15 protein-coding genes are annotated in these 16,572 nt (G+C 52.9%); 12 read left to right on the plus strand and 3 right to left on the minus strand.

The window, feature by feature from the left end; translation table 11 throughout:
• The first annotated feature begins 68 nt into the window (after positions 1-68).
• The 7 genes from BM132_RS17755 (at position 69) to BM132_RS17785 (ending at position 10,445) form a co-directional block, all read left to right on the plus strand.
• Positions 69-1,130: a DNA cytosine methyltransferase gene (locus BM132_RS17755; protein ID WP_092457329.1), complete on the plus strand. Its 1,062-nt coding sequence runs from the start codon at positions 69-71 to the stop codon at positions 1,128-1,130.
• A 433-nt stretch (positions 1,131-1,563) separates the two neighbouring features.
• A complete protein-coding gene (locus tag BM132_RS17760) occupies positions 1,564-4,509 on the plus strand; it encodes an ATP-binding protein (RefSeq protein ID WP_256244278.1) in 2,946 nt (981 codons plus the stop codon).
• 1 nt (position 4,510) lies between these two features.
• The gene (locus BM132_RS28145; RefSeq protein ID WP_143092367.1) at positions 4,511-6,229 is read left to right on the plus strand and encodes a response regulator receiver domain; all 1,719 of its coding nucleotides are present in this window, start codon (positions 4,511-4,513) and stop codon (positions 6,227-6,229) included.
• Between the two features lie 437 nt (positions 6,230-6,666).
• On the plus strand, positions 6,667-7,113 hold the full coding sequence (locus tag BM132_RS17770) for a very short patch repair endonuclease (RefSeq protein WP_092457337.1): 447 nt from the start codon (positions 6,667-6,669) through the stop codon (positions 7,111-7,113).
• 360 nt (positions 7,114-7,473) lie between these two features.
• On the plus strand, positions 7,474-7,983 hold the full coding sequence (locus BM132_RS17775; protein ID WP_092457340.1) for a BRO-N domain-containing protein: 510 nt from the start codon (positions 7,474-7,476) through the stop codon (positions 7,981-7,983).
• 312 nt (positions 7,984-8,295) lie between these two features.
• Positions 8,296-9,156: a DUF5677 domain-containing protein gene (locus BM132_RS28150; protein WP_143092368.1), complete on the plus strand. Its 861-nt coding sequence runs from the start codon at positions 8,296-8,298 to the stop codon at positions 9,154-9,156.
• A 299-nt stretch (positions 9,157-9,455) separates the two neighbouring features.
• Positions 9,456-10,445 carry a hypothetical protein gene (locus BM132_RS17785; protein WP_092457346.1) on the plus strand — a complete coding sequence of 330 codons (990 nt, stop codon included), beginning with the start codon at positions 9,456-9,458 and terminating at the stop codon, positions 10,443-10,445.
• A 5-nt stretch (positions 10,446-10,450) separates the two neighbouring features.
• Here BM132_RS17785 and BM132_RS17790 read toward each other — a convergent pair whose 3' ends face one another.
• Positions 10,451-11,263 carry a sulfite exporter TauE/SafE family protein gene (locus tag BM132_RS17790; protein ID WP_092457349.1) on the minus strand — a complete coding sequence of 271 codons (813 nt, stop codon included), beginning with the start codon at positions 11,261-11,263 and terminating at the stop codon, positions 10,451-10,453.
• 112 nt (positions 11,264-11,375) lie between these two features.
• Here BM132_RS17790 and BM132_RS17795 point away from each other — a divergent pair, with 112 nt between their 5' ends.
• Both BM132_RS17795 and BM132_RS17800 read left to right on the plus strand, forming a co-directional pair.
• On the plus strand, positions 11,376-12,152 hold the full coding sequence (locus BM132_RS17795) for an AraC family transcriptional regulator (protein WP_092457352.1): 777 nt from the start codon (positions 11,376-11,378) through the stop codon (positions 12,150-12,152).
• An 83-nt stretch (positions 12,153-12,235) separates the two neighbouring features.
• Positions 12,236-12,553 (plus strand): helix-turn-helix domain-containing protein, encoded by a 318-nt coding sequence (locus BM132_RS17800; protein WP_092393045.1) that lies wholly within the window; start codon positions 12,236-12,238, stop codon positions 12,551-12,553.
• Between the two features lie 23 nt (positions 12,554-12,576).
• Here the strand turns inward: BM132_RS17800 and BM132_RS17805 are convergent, their stop codons facing one another.
• Entirely contained in the window at positions 12,577-13,632 is a 1,056-nt protein-coding gene (locus BM132_RS17805; RefSeq protein WP_092457355.1) for an MBL fold metallo-hydrolase, read from the minus strand.
• Between the two features lie 192 nt (positions 13,633-13,824).
• Here BM132_RS17805 and BM132_RS17810 point away from each other — a divergent pair, with 192 nt between their 5' ends.
• Positions 13,825-14,436, plus strand: coding sequence for a TetR/AcrR family transcriptional regulator (locus BM132_RS17810; protein ID WP_092393051.1), 612 nt, complete (start codon positions 13,825-13,827; stop codon positions 14,434-14,436).
• A 3-nt stretch (positions 14,437-14,439) separates the two neighbouring features.
• Here the strand turns inward: BM132_RS17810 and BM132_RS17815 are convergent, their stop codons facing one another.
• Complete coding sequence (locus tag BM132_RS17815) at positions 14,440-15,387, minus strand: LysR family transcriptional regulator (RefSeq protein ID WP_092457358.1); 948 nt, start codon at positions 15,385-15,387, stop codon at positions 14,440-14,442.
• A gap of 14 nt (positions 15,388-15,401) precedes the next feature.
• Between BM132_RS17815 and BM132_RS17820 the strand changes: the two genes are divergently transcribed.
• Together BM132_RS17820 and BM132_RS17825 are read left to right on the plus strand one after the other, a co-directional pair.
• Positions 15,402-16,112 (plus strand): CTP synthase C-terminal region-related (seleno)protein, encoded by a 711-nt coding sequence (locus BM132_RS17820; RefSeq protein ID WP_092457360.1) that lies wholly within the window; start codon positions 15,402-15,404, stop codon positions 16,110-16,112.
• Positions 16,109-16,423 carry an antibiotic biosynthesis monooxygenase family protein gene (locus BM132_RS17825; RefSeq protein ID WP_092457363.1) on the plus strand — a complete coding sequence of 105 codons (315 nt, stop codon included), beginning with the start codon at positions 16,109-16,111 and terminating at the stop codon, positions 16,421-16,423. The genes BM132_RS17820 and BM132_RS17825 overlap by 4 nt, the downstream gene beginning before the upstream one ends.
• The last annotated feature ends 149 nt before the right edge of the window (positions 16,424-16,572 follow it).

Below are 16,572 nucleotides of genomic sequence, written 5' to 3' on the forward strand. Positions count from 1 at the left end.
TCTCGAAATTTCCTCCTTTACGTTTCACGATCCAGGGGGTAGGAACACACATTCGTTAGGGAGCCCTCATGACCAAACGCTCTAAAAAGCTGATTGCTTTGGATTTGTTCTGTGGCTCAGGGGCAGTATCCCTTGGGCTCAAGCAAGCCGGCTTTGAAGTCGTGGGGGCAATCGACTTTGATGCAGGAGCTTGCCGGACCTATCGGGCGAACCATCCTGAGGTACGTCTTTTACAAAATGATATTCGGCTGGCTAACCCCGATGATTTTGCGGATCTCATCCCAGGTAAACTTGACCTCCTAGTAATTTGCGCTCCGTGCCAACCATTCAGCAGTCAAAATCGCCATAAAAGCAAAGATGATTCCCGGAACAATTTGGTCGAAGAGTCAAAAAAATTTATCAAACGTTTCAGTCCTTCGCTTGTTTTTTTGGAGAATGTCCCTGGATTGGCCTCGACTGATATCTTTGGTAAATTCACCACCTGGCTAAGGGAAGAAGCGGGTTACGACGTAGCCGAACCTATGCGCGTTGATGCAGCAGAGCTAGGAGTTCCCCAGAGACGCACCCGCATGATTCTAGTCGCAGCCAAAGGTGTTTCTCTTTCAGAAGCCACCAATATTGCCCGTACCGGTCGAAAGAGCGTCGAGGACACCATCAAAAACCTGCCGGTTCCTCCGGTTGGACGACCACAAGCAGGGGCTGCTGATGTCCTACATTACGCCCGTCGGCATTCGCCCCTCAATATTGAACGTCTGCAAAACATCCCTATTAATGGTGGTGGTCGTGAGTCTCTGCCGTATCACTTACAGCTCGCTTGCCACCGGGACAAGAAAAAATCTTCTTTTTCGGACACGTATGGTCGTATGAGTTGGGAGGATGTGGCTCCGACGCTAACAACGGGCTGTACTGACATAACTAGGGGGCGCTTCGCTCATCCCGTTCAGAATCGAGCAATAACTCTCCGAGAGGCAGCAAGACTTCAATCATTCCCTGATGACTATATTTTTGAAGGTAACGCCAGCCAGGTAGCCACCCAGATCGGCAACGCCGTGCCTCCGGAGATGATGCGTACCATTGCTCAAAGCCTGAAAGCTGCACTCCAGCGCGACAGCTCCAAACCCCGTGACTAACAACGCTTGTCCTCTCCCGAAACTGTCCTCGACAGCGTCTGCAACTATAAAGCCAGCTAGCAGCAATATGCCAATCTTGAGCGCTCGCCGCGCTCCCCTTTTCCGTGGGTCTCAGCTACAGTATTTCGCTATAAACGTATGGCGGTTCGCTCCAAATTTTTCATCTTGCTCCGGCGAAGACGCCGGTGTATTTATGACAAGCCGTTTGAGTGAACGGCCCCACAGCAGAGCAGTGTAAGACGGGACCAAACTTATAAGCTATCAAACCGCAGGTAAGCGGAGTCAGGACGGACACAGCTTTGCTTAGGAGGCAGGAAACTAGGAAGCGGCCCTAAAGCGTTAAACTGCCAGAAAAATTAAAAAGAACCAGCTACTCCTTAAAAATTCAGGAGTCTTCATGACACAGCTCAGGGTACGAGCTAGAGCCGTCGACATGCTCGGCCGGCAGCAAATCGCGGGAATTCCTACCGCAATACACGAACTATTCAAAAATGCCCACGACGCTTATGCCGAACGGGTGGAGGTCGATTTTTTTCGTCGTAACCGTGTGCTAATCCTCCGAGACGACGGCTATGGCATGACTAGGGAAGACGTCGAAAATCGCTGGTTAACACTAGGCACTGAATCAAGAGTCTATGCCAACGCTACTAATGAAGAGAAGCGAAACAATGAAGAATGGCGAGGCCCCAAAAATCCTTCAAAACGGGTAATAATGGGAGAAAAGGGAATTGGTCGCTTAGCCATTGCTGTAATAGCCCCTATTACTATACTTATGACTCGTGCAGCACGACCCGAGGGGTTACAAAATCTCGTGGTGGCAGTTGTGCATTGGGGGCTTTTTGAGCAGCCGGGAATCGATATCAGCTCCATCGACATTCCTATTGTTGAATTTCCTGGAGGGACACTACCAACTCGGCAAGATATCAATAATTTGGTGGACCGAGTTGAAAAAAACCTAGATGCTCTTAAGTCAGAGATAGCTCCTGCAGCGTTCATTCAGCTCCGCGAGGATCTAGAAAGAGCGAGAGCAATAGGCCCTGACAACTTAGACAAATCTCTGAACACTGATCGAGCCGATTATTTAGGCCTGTCACAGGATGGCTATGGCACCCATTTCATCGTACTCCCTGTTGCACCAGAACTGGATGACGACATTGATGGTGGTGCAGATAAAGAGTCCTCAAAGCTTGAGCGAAACTTGCTGGGCTTTTCGAATATTATGGCGAACGACAAGCCTGTTATTAAGACCGAATTTAGAGATCATCAAGTAGATAACACCGAGAGTCGAATCGGACCTAAAAGCTTTTTCACTGTTGACGACTTCAACCGTACTGACCAACTGTTTGAAGGTGAGTTTGATGAACATGGCCAGTTCGTAGGCATAATTTCCGTTTACGGCAAGCCTAAGAAGTTCGTTTGCAACTGGGCAGAAGGCAAAGGAGCGAAATCAAGATGCGGCCCCTTCTCATTTCGATACGGATATATACAAGGCGACCCTAAAGAAACTAGCCTTTCCCCAGAGGACTGGGCTTACATGGATGTCAAAACCAACAAACTAGGCGGGGTCTACATTTATCGCGATGGCATCAGAATATTGCCATATGGAAACTCTGATTATGACTGGTTGGACATTGAGAAGCGACGGACATTAGCGGCTAAAGATTGGATTTTCTCCTATAGACGCGGTTTCGGCTATGTATCAATCACACACTCGGAAAATGGCACTTTAACGGAAAAAGCGGGGCGCGAAGGCTTTAGAGAAAATCAGGCCTATCGCGACTTCCGCGCCATATTAATTAATTTTTTCCGTCAATTAGCATATGAATTTTTCAGAAAAACTTCCCCTCAGGGCGACGATTATTGGGCTGGCAAGGAAGCATATGCCGTTCAATCCTTACTTCTAAAGAAGCAGCAAGAGAAAGCGGATAACCGACGAAATTTATTTCGTGACGAACTTAAAAACTTTTACGCCGCATATAACGACCATACATTTGAGACTCAAGCCAAGGACATCCTTGAACATCTTAATGAGCGTTTAGACTTTCTACAGACCGAACTTGATCTGGGCGACTTTGCCTCAAGGGTTAGGCTACTTGAACTGGACGTGAAACAAAGAGCAAAATCCCTTGCTAATAAGGCTATTGTAATGCTCCCTCGAGGGCTCGCCCTCACAAATAAACTTCAAAAAGACTGGGCAGCCTATGAAGTCATCTCTGCGCAGCTCAGAGATAAAGTCTTCAACCCTCTTAGGGAAGGAATAGATTCTGCGTTACATGAAGCTACTAGGGGACGGATTGCGGCGGCGGAGCGTCGCGATATCGCTCTTCAAGATATCGAGCGGGACCGTGACAGTACCGTTCGAGGTTTGGTAAGTCTTCGTAGAGAGACCGCCGAAGCTACAAAGTTGGTTCAGATCGCAATGAAAGATGTTCTCCAGGAGGAGTTCGCTCAACTACGAGTAAATATCGAGCAGGTTATTGGTGCGTTTACAAAGCGCTCAGCTGAAAACCCCGAAGAAATTGACAAAGCTCGATATGAAGTAGAACAACAGATTGTTAGCCTTCGCAATCGCGAGACCGAATTACTTGATTCCTTTAAACGTCAAATGGTCGAAATTGCTGAAGGAGTACGCGGTAGAGAGACTTTGGATGATCGCTTTGCTGCCTTAGAAGCACGTAATCAGGTGTTGGAAGAGCAAATAGAATTTTATGCTGACTTTGCCCAAATGGGGATGTCCGTTGGAATACTGCAGCACGAATTCGAGCGCGCGGCCAAAGGTATTAGGCTCTCCATGGCAGAATTAAAACCATGGGCGGATCGTAATCCACCTTTAGCGGCAATTTACAAAAATTTACGCGATCATATTGAACACCTAGATGGTTATTTAAAAGTCCTTGACCCGTTAGGAAGGAGAATGCACAGATCAACAGTTGAAATTTCGGGAGATGAAATTTTGACCGTACTACGGAGGGTTTTTAGTGATCATCTTGAAAGTTCTAAAATTCTCATGATACCCACTCATGCGTTTAGAGCAAAAAAGGTACAGTGCAAATCCTCTGCCCTTCTCGGTGCTTTTATCAACATTATTGACAACTCTATCTATTGGCTTGACAACCAAGGTGAGAACGAGAAAACGATCACGTTAGATGCTGATGAGCAAGGCTTTAGTATCTCGAATAATGGACCTGGCATTGAAGAGCGTCTCAAAGAACGAATATTTGAATTTGGCGAAACCAAAAAGCCTGGCGGACGGGGAATGGGATTGGCAGTCAGTCGTGAGACCTTACGTCGTGAAGGTTTTGAAATAGAACTAGCTAGGGCCGGTTTAGACGTGAATCCTGAGTTTCGGATTTGGCCTAAAAATGAGCAAGGAGAGTAGCATGACCGCTCAAATTATTGAAAATGCATTGCCAACTGCTCCTGTAGACGTATGGGTTGATCATACACTTTCCGCCGTTCGGAAATTTTTAAAGAGTGCTGTGGTAATTGATAACCAACCCTACGTACCTCAACCTCTACATACCGCTCCGCCCTCTACTTTCTCTACTTCCTCTACAATTGACTCGGGAATGGGAGATGATTTTGAAGAACTGCTTGCTCCGTCCCCAGAAGAAAACACCCTATCAGATGACGTACTAGCCCATATTCTCGACGTGAGGAAGGTATCGGATGCCTTCGCAGGAAATGGAATGGCATGTGCATTTGTGTTGCCAGACGACGGTGACCCTGATGTCATTTCGATCGAGAGACGTGTTCTTGGCGCTGCAAAAATTTCAGACATCGTGGTAATAGACTGGTACTTGCGGGACAATGTTCCAGTATTGACTCTTGAGCTGCTGGAAAAGATAGCTCTAGACGATGTAAGAGAGAGTGGTCGAATGCGCTTAATTTGTGTATATACAGGGCAACCACTCGACGCACAAATATTCACAGATGTTAAAGCAGCAATCGCCAAGGGAGGAATCTTATTAGATGACATCCCTAACAATCCATACTGCGCAAAAAATTCTAGCTGCGTTGTTGTTTTATTAAATAAAACGGAAGTCCCCCCATCGGAATTATCTACCACATTAATCAAACACTTTGCTCTTTTCGCGGAAGGTTTACTTCCATCCTTTGCCTTAGCAGCTGTAGGAGCAATTCGAAAAAATATTCATCACATGGTTACCCGGTTCGGAAGCGACCTGGATTCATCTTATGTGGCTAATAGATTAATCACCAACCCCCCTGAAGACGTAGCTGAACTGATACGGGAGCTTTTGGTAGCCGAGTGTGATAATGCGTTAGGTATTGAGTCCATAGCGGATCAGTATCTCGATAAAACAGCAATAGAGGCATGGATAAGTAAGAACGAGAATTTTTTTGTAGAGCAGCCTTACGGCAAAAACTTGAGTGTAGATGCAAACTTATGCTCCTTATTATTAAACAATGGCATCGACAACACTGGAGCTAAAAATGGAACTAAAAAAACCATTGAATTCCCTGTAAAACATCGCAACAAGGTATCAATTGCACTTGCGGGAAGCGAAGTAAAATCCAAACAATCCGAGGCAGCATTTTCAAAATTGGTTGTATTCAAACGCGAAGCATTTGGTGATACTAAGCTAATAGGCGGCGACGGATGGCGACCATCTTTAACCACCGGGACCCTTGTGCGCATGCAAGAGGGCGAGGCCAAAAGATACTTCGTTTGCCTGACTCCCGCCTGCGATACTTTACGCCTTTCAGATGAAACGCCTTTTGTTTTTCTTGAAGCGGCCATAGACGATCAATGTTACAGCGTTATCCTGAGAGAGGAGAACGGAGAAGATCGAGGCTTATATTTCAGAGGCAAGCATCCCACCTTAATGACGTATAAGTTTTTGCCTGATGAGAAGTCGCAGCGTATTCGTGGAGAATTGCACGACACCGAACATGGCAAACCATTTTTTATATTCTCCGCCTCAGCGTCCAGCGGTTCTCAGCGTTTCACCTGGCTGGGTGAGATCCGTTATGCTCGTGCGGCAAGTGAAATGGCAAAGCTAGCAGGTAACTGGATGCGTATAGGCATTAGTGATTCTGAATACCTTCGCTTGATTGAAGCGGGAAAGTTCAAATAACGAAATGTAAAATAAGGAGGGACAGCGTGTCCATAGCTCATATTCATGGGCGCTTTCCTTCCTATTTCCAGCTTAAGCTTTAATCATCACTGATGCAGTGGCACCTTGCACTTCAGCCCAAGGTAACTTGCCCCCCTACGAAACCTCCTTGTTAAATCGATAATAGACCATGGCAGGCTCCGTATCGACATCTAATAAGAATTAGTCGACTGGGCCCGCCAATTTATTACAACTCTCGAATTAGCAAGACCATACACTTGTTCACGGAAGCATCATACCAGACGGATATCGGAAGGACTAATATCATCACCAAGCAACCGCTTAGTTAAACCATGCCCATCTCAACTTCAACCCCGTAGTGCGCGAGTGCACCTTGACCAGTGCAACTTGATGGTTGCATCATCCAAGTCTAGCTTGGATAGGGTGCGGTCATCTGAATGTGTGCCGATATAGTGTCGCCAGAGCAGCGTTCCAAAATAATGTCGAACGTGAAGGGAAAGAATACAAAGCCCGAGCTTGTCGTTCGACTCCTTTGCCATAATATGGGCCTTCGATATCGCCTACATCAGAAGCATTTACCGGGGAAACCCGACTTGGTATTTCCCAAACATAAATTATGCATATTCGTTCACGGCTGTTTTTGGCACCGACATCCCGGTTGCAAACATGCCTCCACACCAAAAAGCAGGCTCGATTTCTGGCTGCCTAAACTGAAGAAAAATGTCGAACGAGATTTGGATGCACAGCAGGCACTACTCCTATTGGGGTGGCGAGTGGTAATAATTTGGGAGTGCGAAACCAAAAATAGAGAGCGTCTACGTACTCAAATAGAGCAAACGTTCGATTCGGATCCTAAACCCTGCACAGTTTCGACTGAAAAATGATGGTCGACTTTGTAGGGTTGACCAAATGGCCTCGCCCCTCTAGGCTTTCAACTCGGCGCCTAAGAAACGCCTCAACCAGAGCGGCCCTCCGCACCCGACAGTCAGCGGCTTTTTTTCGTCTGCGGTTTCTCTACGCCTGCGAAAATTCCCCGTTATGTCGGGAGTGGGCGAATACAAGACCCGAAAGGGAAATATGTCCGGCCCGTCTCTGGTGGGTTTCTTAGCTCCCGACACCCATAACGAATGCCCTAAGAAAGCAGCCAGAGGTAAAGGATATGCCTGCAAACCTGACCTTCACGATGAAGGCAACCAGCCCTACCCGCTCGTCAGCACATGCACAGCCGCTTCAGGAGGTCTGTCATGTCTGATCCGCTGATTCCTACTCAATTTATTCGACACAACATTCATCTGCATGCCCTCTTGGTTGAAAACCAGGCTTGGTTCAGCGCCTCCGATTTGGGGCGGTTGATGAGCAAGCATCTCGATGAGCGCATGACGCGCAAGCTTGACCCTGACCAGCGCCGAATGATGCTCGTGCATGTCCACGGTTTGACCGAGGAGCGTCTGATGCTGAGCGAGTCAGGCGTCTACGCGTTGCTGATTTATCATTACTGCCCTGAGTATCGGTTGCTGCGTGAGTGGATCACGCATCAGGTGGTACCTACGCTGCGGGACGAGCGCTTCTCGCACAAGGTGGAACGTCCTACGTTGAGCGTGCTGGATTGGCCGAAGATGTCGCTCTGCATGCTGCACTGGCAGGATGAACCATGGATTCGCTTGCGGGATATGCCGGCGGTGTTGGTGGATGATCCGTTTAGCCAGCATGAATCTTGGTGGCGGAAAGCGTCGCGGGTTTTGCGAGGGTTTTGACATTGAGATGCCGTCGTCCTCACTCGGGCGGCGGTTTTTATTGCCTGTAAGGGAGTTTGGAGCTGCTTTGAGGCCCAGCGGAGACACCCCCTCGCCGCAGCGATCTTTACGGAAGAAGGGCTTTCCATGCCTGGTGGTCAACTGATGGCATTGAAGAGGCGGGATTCCTCGAGGATGGACTGATGTACCCTACAAGGAAGATGACAAAAGCGTTCAACGGCTCAGACTATTGCAGAGGAAATTCATGGATGATGAAATGATGGAGCGATATTTTTCTGAATATAATATTCACCAAAACTCTGGGGACTAACTATGCAACATCTCATTCATGCATCCCTAGACGTATATTCCCAGCTGCGAGATGAGTTGCAGCGGGTCATTAATAAATCTAGGGAAGTCGACCCTGAATATTCCTCACACTCGGGAATCGTTTTGCACTACTACTCGGAGAGATGCCAGTCCATAAACATCCTTCTTCAGGAATGGAAACTTTGGGACTGCGATATCATAATGCGGTCGTCACTTGAGTGTGCTACTCGATTCTTATTTGTAAGTATCGCACCTCCAGAAGAACGCAGATTACGTATATACGAATACGCCGTATTATTGAATGAAATCGAGGATCTTCAGCGCTCAGAGAGGGCTAAACCCTTTGCTACTGAGTCAAATAATCAAGATACTCAGATGCTCATTGGCGGTGTTATTCTGGCCCCCGACCAAGAGGCTGAGCTTCGCGCAAAATGGCCAAAGTCCAAGCGAAATACCCTTAAGCAAAAGTGGTCATTTACCGAAATGGCCCGAGTTCTTTGCGAGTTCCACGATGAAGGGCTTGATTTACGAGGATACAAGTCTTTTTTACATAGCTATGGTATTAGCAGTCATTTCATACATGCAGACCAGACGGCAATGGACCTCATATGGGATCGCGCTACAAGAGAGCCACAAGAAATAGCACTTCTTGAGCGCGCGCATTTTGCCCGCCTTGCTACAGAGCCAGTTTCAATTTTATTCCTTTGCTGGCGAGCAATGGTGTATGCAACCGGTGTTGAATCTTCGAGAAAGGATATTGTTCAGAGCGTCTTGGCGCTGAATGAGCAAGCAGATATTTACCATCGAGAATTTGCTGAGTCGCAAGTACATCGCTATAAGCAATCGGACGACGCTACAGCTTAGCTTTGGCAATTCAGTAGCAGCAGTTTGATATTGATAAGATGCCGTCGTCCGTGTTCGGGCGGCGGTCTTTTATTGGTGGTTTGGAATTTGGGGCTGCTGCGCAGCCCAGCGGGAGCAAGCTCCCTCGCCACGGGTTGGTATCAGGTCACAGGTCGGCTGTAGGCGTGCCGGCCGGGTTGGTTTTGGGAATCGCGAGCAGGCTCGCTCCCACAGTTTTTTGGTGGTGTGCTGAAACTTCGAGTGCAACCGGCCCTACCCTTCGCTATTAATACATTCCCACTCAAGGACCCGAGCCCGTCATGAAATTCGACCTCGCCTACTGCCGCAGCCTCGACGACAAACTGTCGATCTATGACGTGCGCGATTTGAATTTTGACGAGACGGTGGCGTTCGATTCCGCGAAGGAACAGTTCCAGTGCCCCAACGATGCCTGTCGTGCAGCGTTTGATGCGGCGAATGTGTTGGGGACGTTCAATGCCAAGAACGTGAACTACGTGCGCACCCCGCACTTCAAGAACATCCCCAGCACCCGGCATGTCGAAGGTTGTCCTTATGTCAGTCTGAAGACGCCGGCGTCGGGCGGGGAGGCGGATGGTGGGGAAACGGATGACAGTCGGGAGGAGCATTTCCCGTCGGAATTGTTGCTGACTCGGCGTGAGTATGTGCGCAAGCCATCCAGCCCGGCGGTGGCGGCGAACGTGAGGCGCGATGAGCGTGCGCCTTCAGCCGCCAGTCATGCCGAGCACCCGAGCCGTGATTCGGCGCCGGAGAAGACCCATGTCTTCGCCCATCCGGTGGAGTGTTTTGTGTCGAACTTCGCGGACAAGGAGCTGCTCAAGCGCACGCCGCTGAAGATTGGCGAGCACACCGCGCCCTACAGTTCGTTCTTCAAGAAAATCGAGTTTCTGCTGGACAACAAAGGGCTGATTTACTGGGGCAAGATCAAAAAGATCGAGGATTACCACAGCGCCAGTTTTCGCATCGATTTCGAACAAAAAGTCTGGCTCAATCAACCGGGCGAGGTGAAGAAAAAGCCTTACTCGGTGAACGTTTACCTGAGCAAGAAGCTGATCGACAACTACCGCAAGCGCAAAGCGTTTCTGGCAGAGATCAAGCACGCCATCGACAGTGACGCGCCGTTGTATTGCTTCTTTTATGGCGTGACGCCGGAGTTGAAACAGGTGCCGAGCAAGAAAAACCCCGAGCAGACGTTCGGGGTGTTCAGTGCCCATATCGAGAATCTGGACCACTTCATTATTCGGGAAGCGCCGGGGTTGGCGGGTCAATAGCGCCCCTACCCCAGCCACATCCCAACCATCACCACCATCAACAACCCCACATACACCCGCGCATGCAGCCGATCCGGTATCCGCCCGATCCATGGCGTTGCCAGGCGAATGCCCAGTAGCGCGCCGAGTGTGAGCACAGCAAAGGCCAGCAAGTCGACATAACCGACAAACCACGGACCGAAGTCTTTCCCGGCGAAACCGGCCAAGGCCATGTAGGTAACAGTACCGGCCAAAGCGACGGGCATGCTCAGCGGATTGGCCATGGAGGTGGCCTGGGACATGTTCAGGCCACAACGGCGCAGCAGGGGCACGGTCATGACGCTACCGCCGACGCCCAGCATCGTGGCGATGATTCCGATGGTTGTGCCGCCCAAGGCGGTCTCCATGGGCACCAAAGGTCGTAGGACGGCATCGCTGGCGCGTGTCAGAAAACCTCGCCGCAGCAGGCAATCCAGGATGGTCAGGCTCAGGTAAGCCATGAAGGCGTAGCGGATAACCTCACCATTGAGCCAAGTGGCGGCCGCTGCGCCGAAGATCGCCCCCAGCGCAATGAAGCCGCCGAACGGCCACAGGTAATGACGAATCATCTGACCGGCACGGTGGTGTTTTCCGGTGGCGACCAGGGCGTTGACGATCATGACGCAGGTGGAGGTGGCGACGGCAATGTGCATCGCCGATTCACCGATGGCGTCACCCGAGTGATGGGCCATCAGCATGCGATACATCAAAGGCACCACGACGAAACCGCCGCCAAAGCCGAACAACACCGCCGTTACGCCACTCAGGCAGCCAAAGCACGCAAGCAATACATAGAACATCGTGGCGAATCCGTGAAATGGGAGGCGCCCACGATAGGTAAGCAAAGCTTGGCCCGCTCTAGCAAACCAGCCAATAATGTTTGCGTTTACGCCAATGATGAGCAGTCCCTCGATGCGCAACACTTCGATCGATCTATTGGATGCGATACCCAGGACTGTCGTCGCCATTGGCACTGACTACCCACCGGGACATTTACTGCCCTCGCACCATCATCGCCGGGCGCAGTTGCTGTATGGCGCCACGGGTGTGATGCAGGTCCGCACCGAAGATGGGAATTGGGTGGTGCCGCCGCAACGGGCGGTGTGGATCCCGCCCGGGGTGGCCCATGAGGTGTTGATGCTGGGGGTCAGCACTCGCAGCTTGTACATCGAACCCGCTGCCGTGACGGCGATGGACGCCCGTTGTCAGGTCATCAGCGTGTCGCCCCTGATGCGCCAGTTGCTGCTGGAAGCCGTTGAGGTTGTGCCGGAATACGACGAGGCCGGACGCGACGGCGCGCTGATCAATCTCTTACTGCACGAACTGTTGCGCAGCACTCATTTGCCGTTGCACCTGCCACTGCCCAAGGACCCACGCCTGCTCGGCCTGTGCCAAGGGTTTCTGAAACACCCCAACGCCCACGTCTCACCCGTGCAATGGGCGGAGCAGTTGCCTGTGAGCCTGCGCTCGTTCAATCGGCTGTTCAGCCGTCAAACCGGCCTGAGTTTCAGCCAATGGCGACAACAAGCGTGTGTGATGTCGGCATTGTCCCGGCTGGTCGTAGGCGATTCGGTAACCCGTATTGCCCTGGATCTGGGCTACGACAGCCCTGCGGCGTTCTCTACCATGTTTCGCCGGGTGCTGGGTCACGCACCGAGTGCCTGGCTGGAGAAGACCACTGGTCATTGATCAAAAAAATGAGATTGATCAGGATTCAAAACAACTGTACAAAAACACAGTGTTTTTTGAATCCACCGCTTTGGAGAATTCCCATGGCCTCTCTCGCAATCAAAACCACCCTGGAACGCATCGCTGTCTATCAATTCACCCCTGCCCATAGCGCACAGGCCCGAGCCATGCTGGGCTGGAGTGTCGAAGAACTGTCCCGGCAGTCCGGCGTGTCGATCCGGGCAATCCGGCGCTTCGAAGCGGGGGGTGAGCTACTTGATGTCACCCGCCTGGCCCTGGCCTTTCGGCTGGAAGCCGAAGGCCTGGTGTTCTTCCCTGGCTTTGCGCCGGGACGCGGCATGAATATCAAAGGTGCCACGCCGGATCCGATGGGGCGGCCAGACTACGCAATGATCGAATGATCGAATGATCGATGCGTCGAGGGTCAGGCCATGTCGGGCTGGTCCTGATAAGGCGAGGGTTCCACGTCCAGCCACCAGGCTCGCCCACGTTGCGGCTGTGCGAGATTAAAGGCTTCACCCATTTGTGGGGTGGTGATAGACACGTTGCGTTCCCAGGCCAGGGCCAGGATGCGATCGAAGGGTTCGTACCAGGCATGCATCGACAAATCGAACGTGCCGTTGTGGATCGGCAGCAACCAACGGCCCTTGAGGTCAATATGCGCCTGGAGGGTTTGCTCCGGCTGCATGTGGATGTGCGGCCATTCGACGTTGTAGGCGCCGGTTTCCATCAGCGTCAGGTCGAATGGGCCGTATCGCTCGCCGATGCGCTTGAAGCCGTCGAAGTAACCGGTGTCGCCGCTGAAGAAGATCCGGGTGGCGCCGTCGATCATCACCCACGAAGCCCATAGCGTGCTGTTGGCGTCGAACAGGCCACGGCCGGAAAAATGCTGGGAGGGTGTGGCGATAAACTCGATACCGTCCACTTCGGTGCCCTGCCACCAGTCCAGCTGGCGCACCTTGCTGGCGTCGACGCCCCATTTGATCAGGGTGTCGCCTACGCCGAGAGGGGCCAGGAAATACTGTGTCTTGGCCGCGAGTTTGAGGATGGCCTGACGATCGAGATGATCGTAGTGATCATGGGAAAGAATCACTGCTTCGATTGGCGGCAGCTCTTCCAGGCTGATGGGCGGCTGATGGAAGCGCTTGGGGCCAGCCCATTGCACAGGGGAAGCGCGCTCGGAAAAAACCGGGTCGGTCAGCCAGAATTTGTCCCGCAGCTTGAGCAGCACCGTGGAATGACCGAGGCGGAAAACACTGTTGTTCGGCGCGGCCAGTAGGTCGGCGCGCGTCAGCGGTTGTACCTCGATGGTGCCCGCAGGACGGGTGTTGCGCGGTTTGTGGAAGATCATGTTCCACATGATGCGTAGCATCTGGCCGAGCCCTTGGCGCGGTGTAGGGGCGTGGTTACGGTACTTCCCTTGTTCCTGCTGGGATGAAGGAAGCACCGCAGGGCTGTCAGTCGAAGAAAAAATGGACATGGTGCGAAAACTCCAAGGACGTCGTCGCCGTTGCGCTTCGTCGTTGTGGGACGCTAATGGCCGTTGCATGCACGCTAAGCCGTAAGTTTGATCACCAGAACTACACTACCCGGTGTAGTTTGTAGATTGCATGAATCCAGGGAGCAAGTAAACTACCAAGTGTAATTCCTCTTCTTCATATGACGACTTGCCATGACCGTACCGCCGCAGCGCCTCACCGAGCGAAAACGCGCATCCATCCTCCAGGCTGCGATTTCCGAATTCCGTAGCAGCGGTTTCGAGATCACCAGCATGGACAAAATTGCGGCAACGGCCGGTGTGTCCAAGCGCACGGTGTATAACCACTTCCCCAGCAAGGAAGCCCTGTTTGCCGAAATTCTCAATCGGTTATGGAACAGCGTTACCGCAGAACAGGACACGGCCTACAGCCCGGAGCAGCCCTTACGCGAGCAGCTTCGAAAGCTGCTGCGAGCCAAACTGCACATGCTGGCGGACGATAATTTCCTCGACCTGGCGCGCATCGCCATCGCCGCGACGATTCATTCGCCCGAGCGGGCTCAGGACATGGTTGCGCGCATGGGTCAGCGCGAAGAGGGTTTGACCGTGTGGATTCGCCAGGCCCAGGCCGATGGCCGGTTAAAAGCCGTGGAGCCGGCGTTTGCCGCGCAACAGATGCACGGGCTGATCAAGACATTCGCCTTCTGGCCCCAAATTTCCATGGGCCAGCCGAGCCTGACCGAGGATGAACAGGTTCAGGTGGTTGAATCGGCCCTCGACATGTTTCTGGCCCGCTATCAGCGCTGAATATCAGCGTAGCCGCAGATTGCGCCCCAGTTCATCGAACAGCGTCACCACCGAACGCAGCACACGGCAGTCGGGGCGCGTCAGCAGCCAAAGGGCCGTGTCGTACCCCGCCAGCGGTTCGCCAATGGGCGTCAGCCCCTTGTTTTCGCCGATTAGAAAGTCCGGCAACGCCGCGACACCCAGCCCGGCTCGAACCAACTCGGTGACCGAGAGCATGCTGTTGCAGCGATAAGCCGGCACCACGCCGGGTAGATGCTGGCGACGCCAGGTCACGGTGGGGTGATCGGGAAGAAAGTCATCCGGCGCGATCCAGGCCATGGCCGCCAGATCATCCCGTTCCAGCGATCGCAGGTAAGTTGTGCTGGCGCACACTCGATAGGCCACGGTGCCCAGTTGTCGCCCGACCAGATGTTCCGGCGGCGTACGGGTCAGGCGCAAGGCGATGTCGGCGTCGCGGCGGCTCAGGTTGGCGAAGTCGTTGGAGGTGCTCAGCTCAAGGGACAGCGCCGGGTAGGCAGGCATGAACCGCGCCAGGGCCGGCAGCAATAATGCTTGCAGGACCGAATCGGTGCAGGTCAAGCGCACCGTACCGCAGATGACCTCACCGCCCTGCTCCACCCCGATACGCGCCGCCTCCAACGCCTGTTCGGCGCGCTCGGCCTGCTCAGCCAGCGCCTGGGCCAGGTTCGTGGGCAAATAACCTGAACGACTTTTTTCGAACAAGGGTTGGCCCAGGGCGGCCTCCAGCCGCCGTACCGAGCGGAAGACCGTGGACACATCCACCTGCAGCAAGCGCGCGGCCCGGGCCAGCGAGCCGCCACGGACCAGCGCCAGGATCAGGGACAGATCGGGATAGTCCAGACGATAGTGCATCGGTGCATTGATCACTTGGGTAAACGCCAATATTGATTGCGTGAGCGCCAATCTATAGTGGCAACCAGGAATCAACAAGCGGCGAGCCTCTCATGGAAAATCAGCGTTCTTTGCACATCGCCCTGGTCGGCGACTATGACCCTCAAATAACGGCTCATCAGGCGATCCCCCTCGCACTTGAGCTGGTTGGCAAACAAACCGGTTATCCCATGGGTTTTCAATGGCTGGCCACCGACCTCATCACCGACAGCGCCGCCCTGAATGATTTCGACGGCATCTGGTGCGTACCCGGTAGTCCCTATCGAAACGAAGACGGCGCCCTGCAAGCCATACGTTTTGCCCGCGAACAGCGTCGCCCTTTCCTCGGCACCTGCGGCGGTTTTCAGCATGCCGTGCTGGAATACGCCCGCAACGTGATGGGCTGGACCGATGCCGCCCATGGCGAAACCGCTCCCGAGGCTGAACGGGCACTGCTGACTCCGTTGAGCTGTGCGCTGATCGAAACCATCGACTGCCTTGAGCTTGACACCGAATCGTTGATTGCCAAGGCCTATGGTCGCCTCAGGGTTTTCGAAGGTTACCGGTGCAGCTTTGGGGTCAACCCACAGTTTGAGCGGGATTTGCTGAGTGACCGCTTGCACGCCGTGGCCCGGGATTCGGCTGGCGATTTACGGGCAGTGGAACTGGCTGATCATCCTTTTTTTGTCGCGACCTTGTTCCAGCCTGAACGAGCAGCATTGGAGGGACGTGTGCCGCCGTTGGTGACTGCGTTTGTCGAAGCTTGCCGGAGGACAGCATTATGAGCCCCCCGTATTACGCGGTGATTTTTACCTCCCTGCGCACTGAGGGGGACCAGGGTTACGCCCAAGCCGCTGAACGCATGCTGACCCTGGCTCAAAAGCAGCCGGGCTTCCTGGGCGTCGAATCGGCCCGCGGCGAAGACGGTTTGGGCATCACCGTGTCCTACTGGAGCAGCGAAGCGGCGATCCTGGCCTGGAAGCAGCACCCCGAACACAGCGCAATCCGCGAACGCGGTCGCTCGACCTGGTACGCCCATTGCCACACGCGGGTGTGCAAGGTCGAACGGGACTATGCCTTTCAACGCCAAACCTGATGTCAGCCTGCAAAACCCGTGGGCTTGCTCGCGATAGCGCTAGATCAGCTTGCATCCATGCTGAATCTGCCGCCGTCATCGCGGGCCAGCCTTGCTCCCACAGGTTTTTCAGGGGTTCGCAGATGTCCGCCTTACCGCAGCCCCTTGTG

It is taken from the genome of Pseudomonas sp. NFACC45, from assembly GCF_900113505.1.
Classification (GTDB): Bacteria; Pseudomonadota; Gammaproteobacteria; order Pseudomonadales; family Pseudomonadaceae; genus Aquipseudomonas; species Aquipseudomonas tehranensis.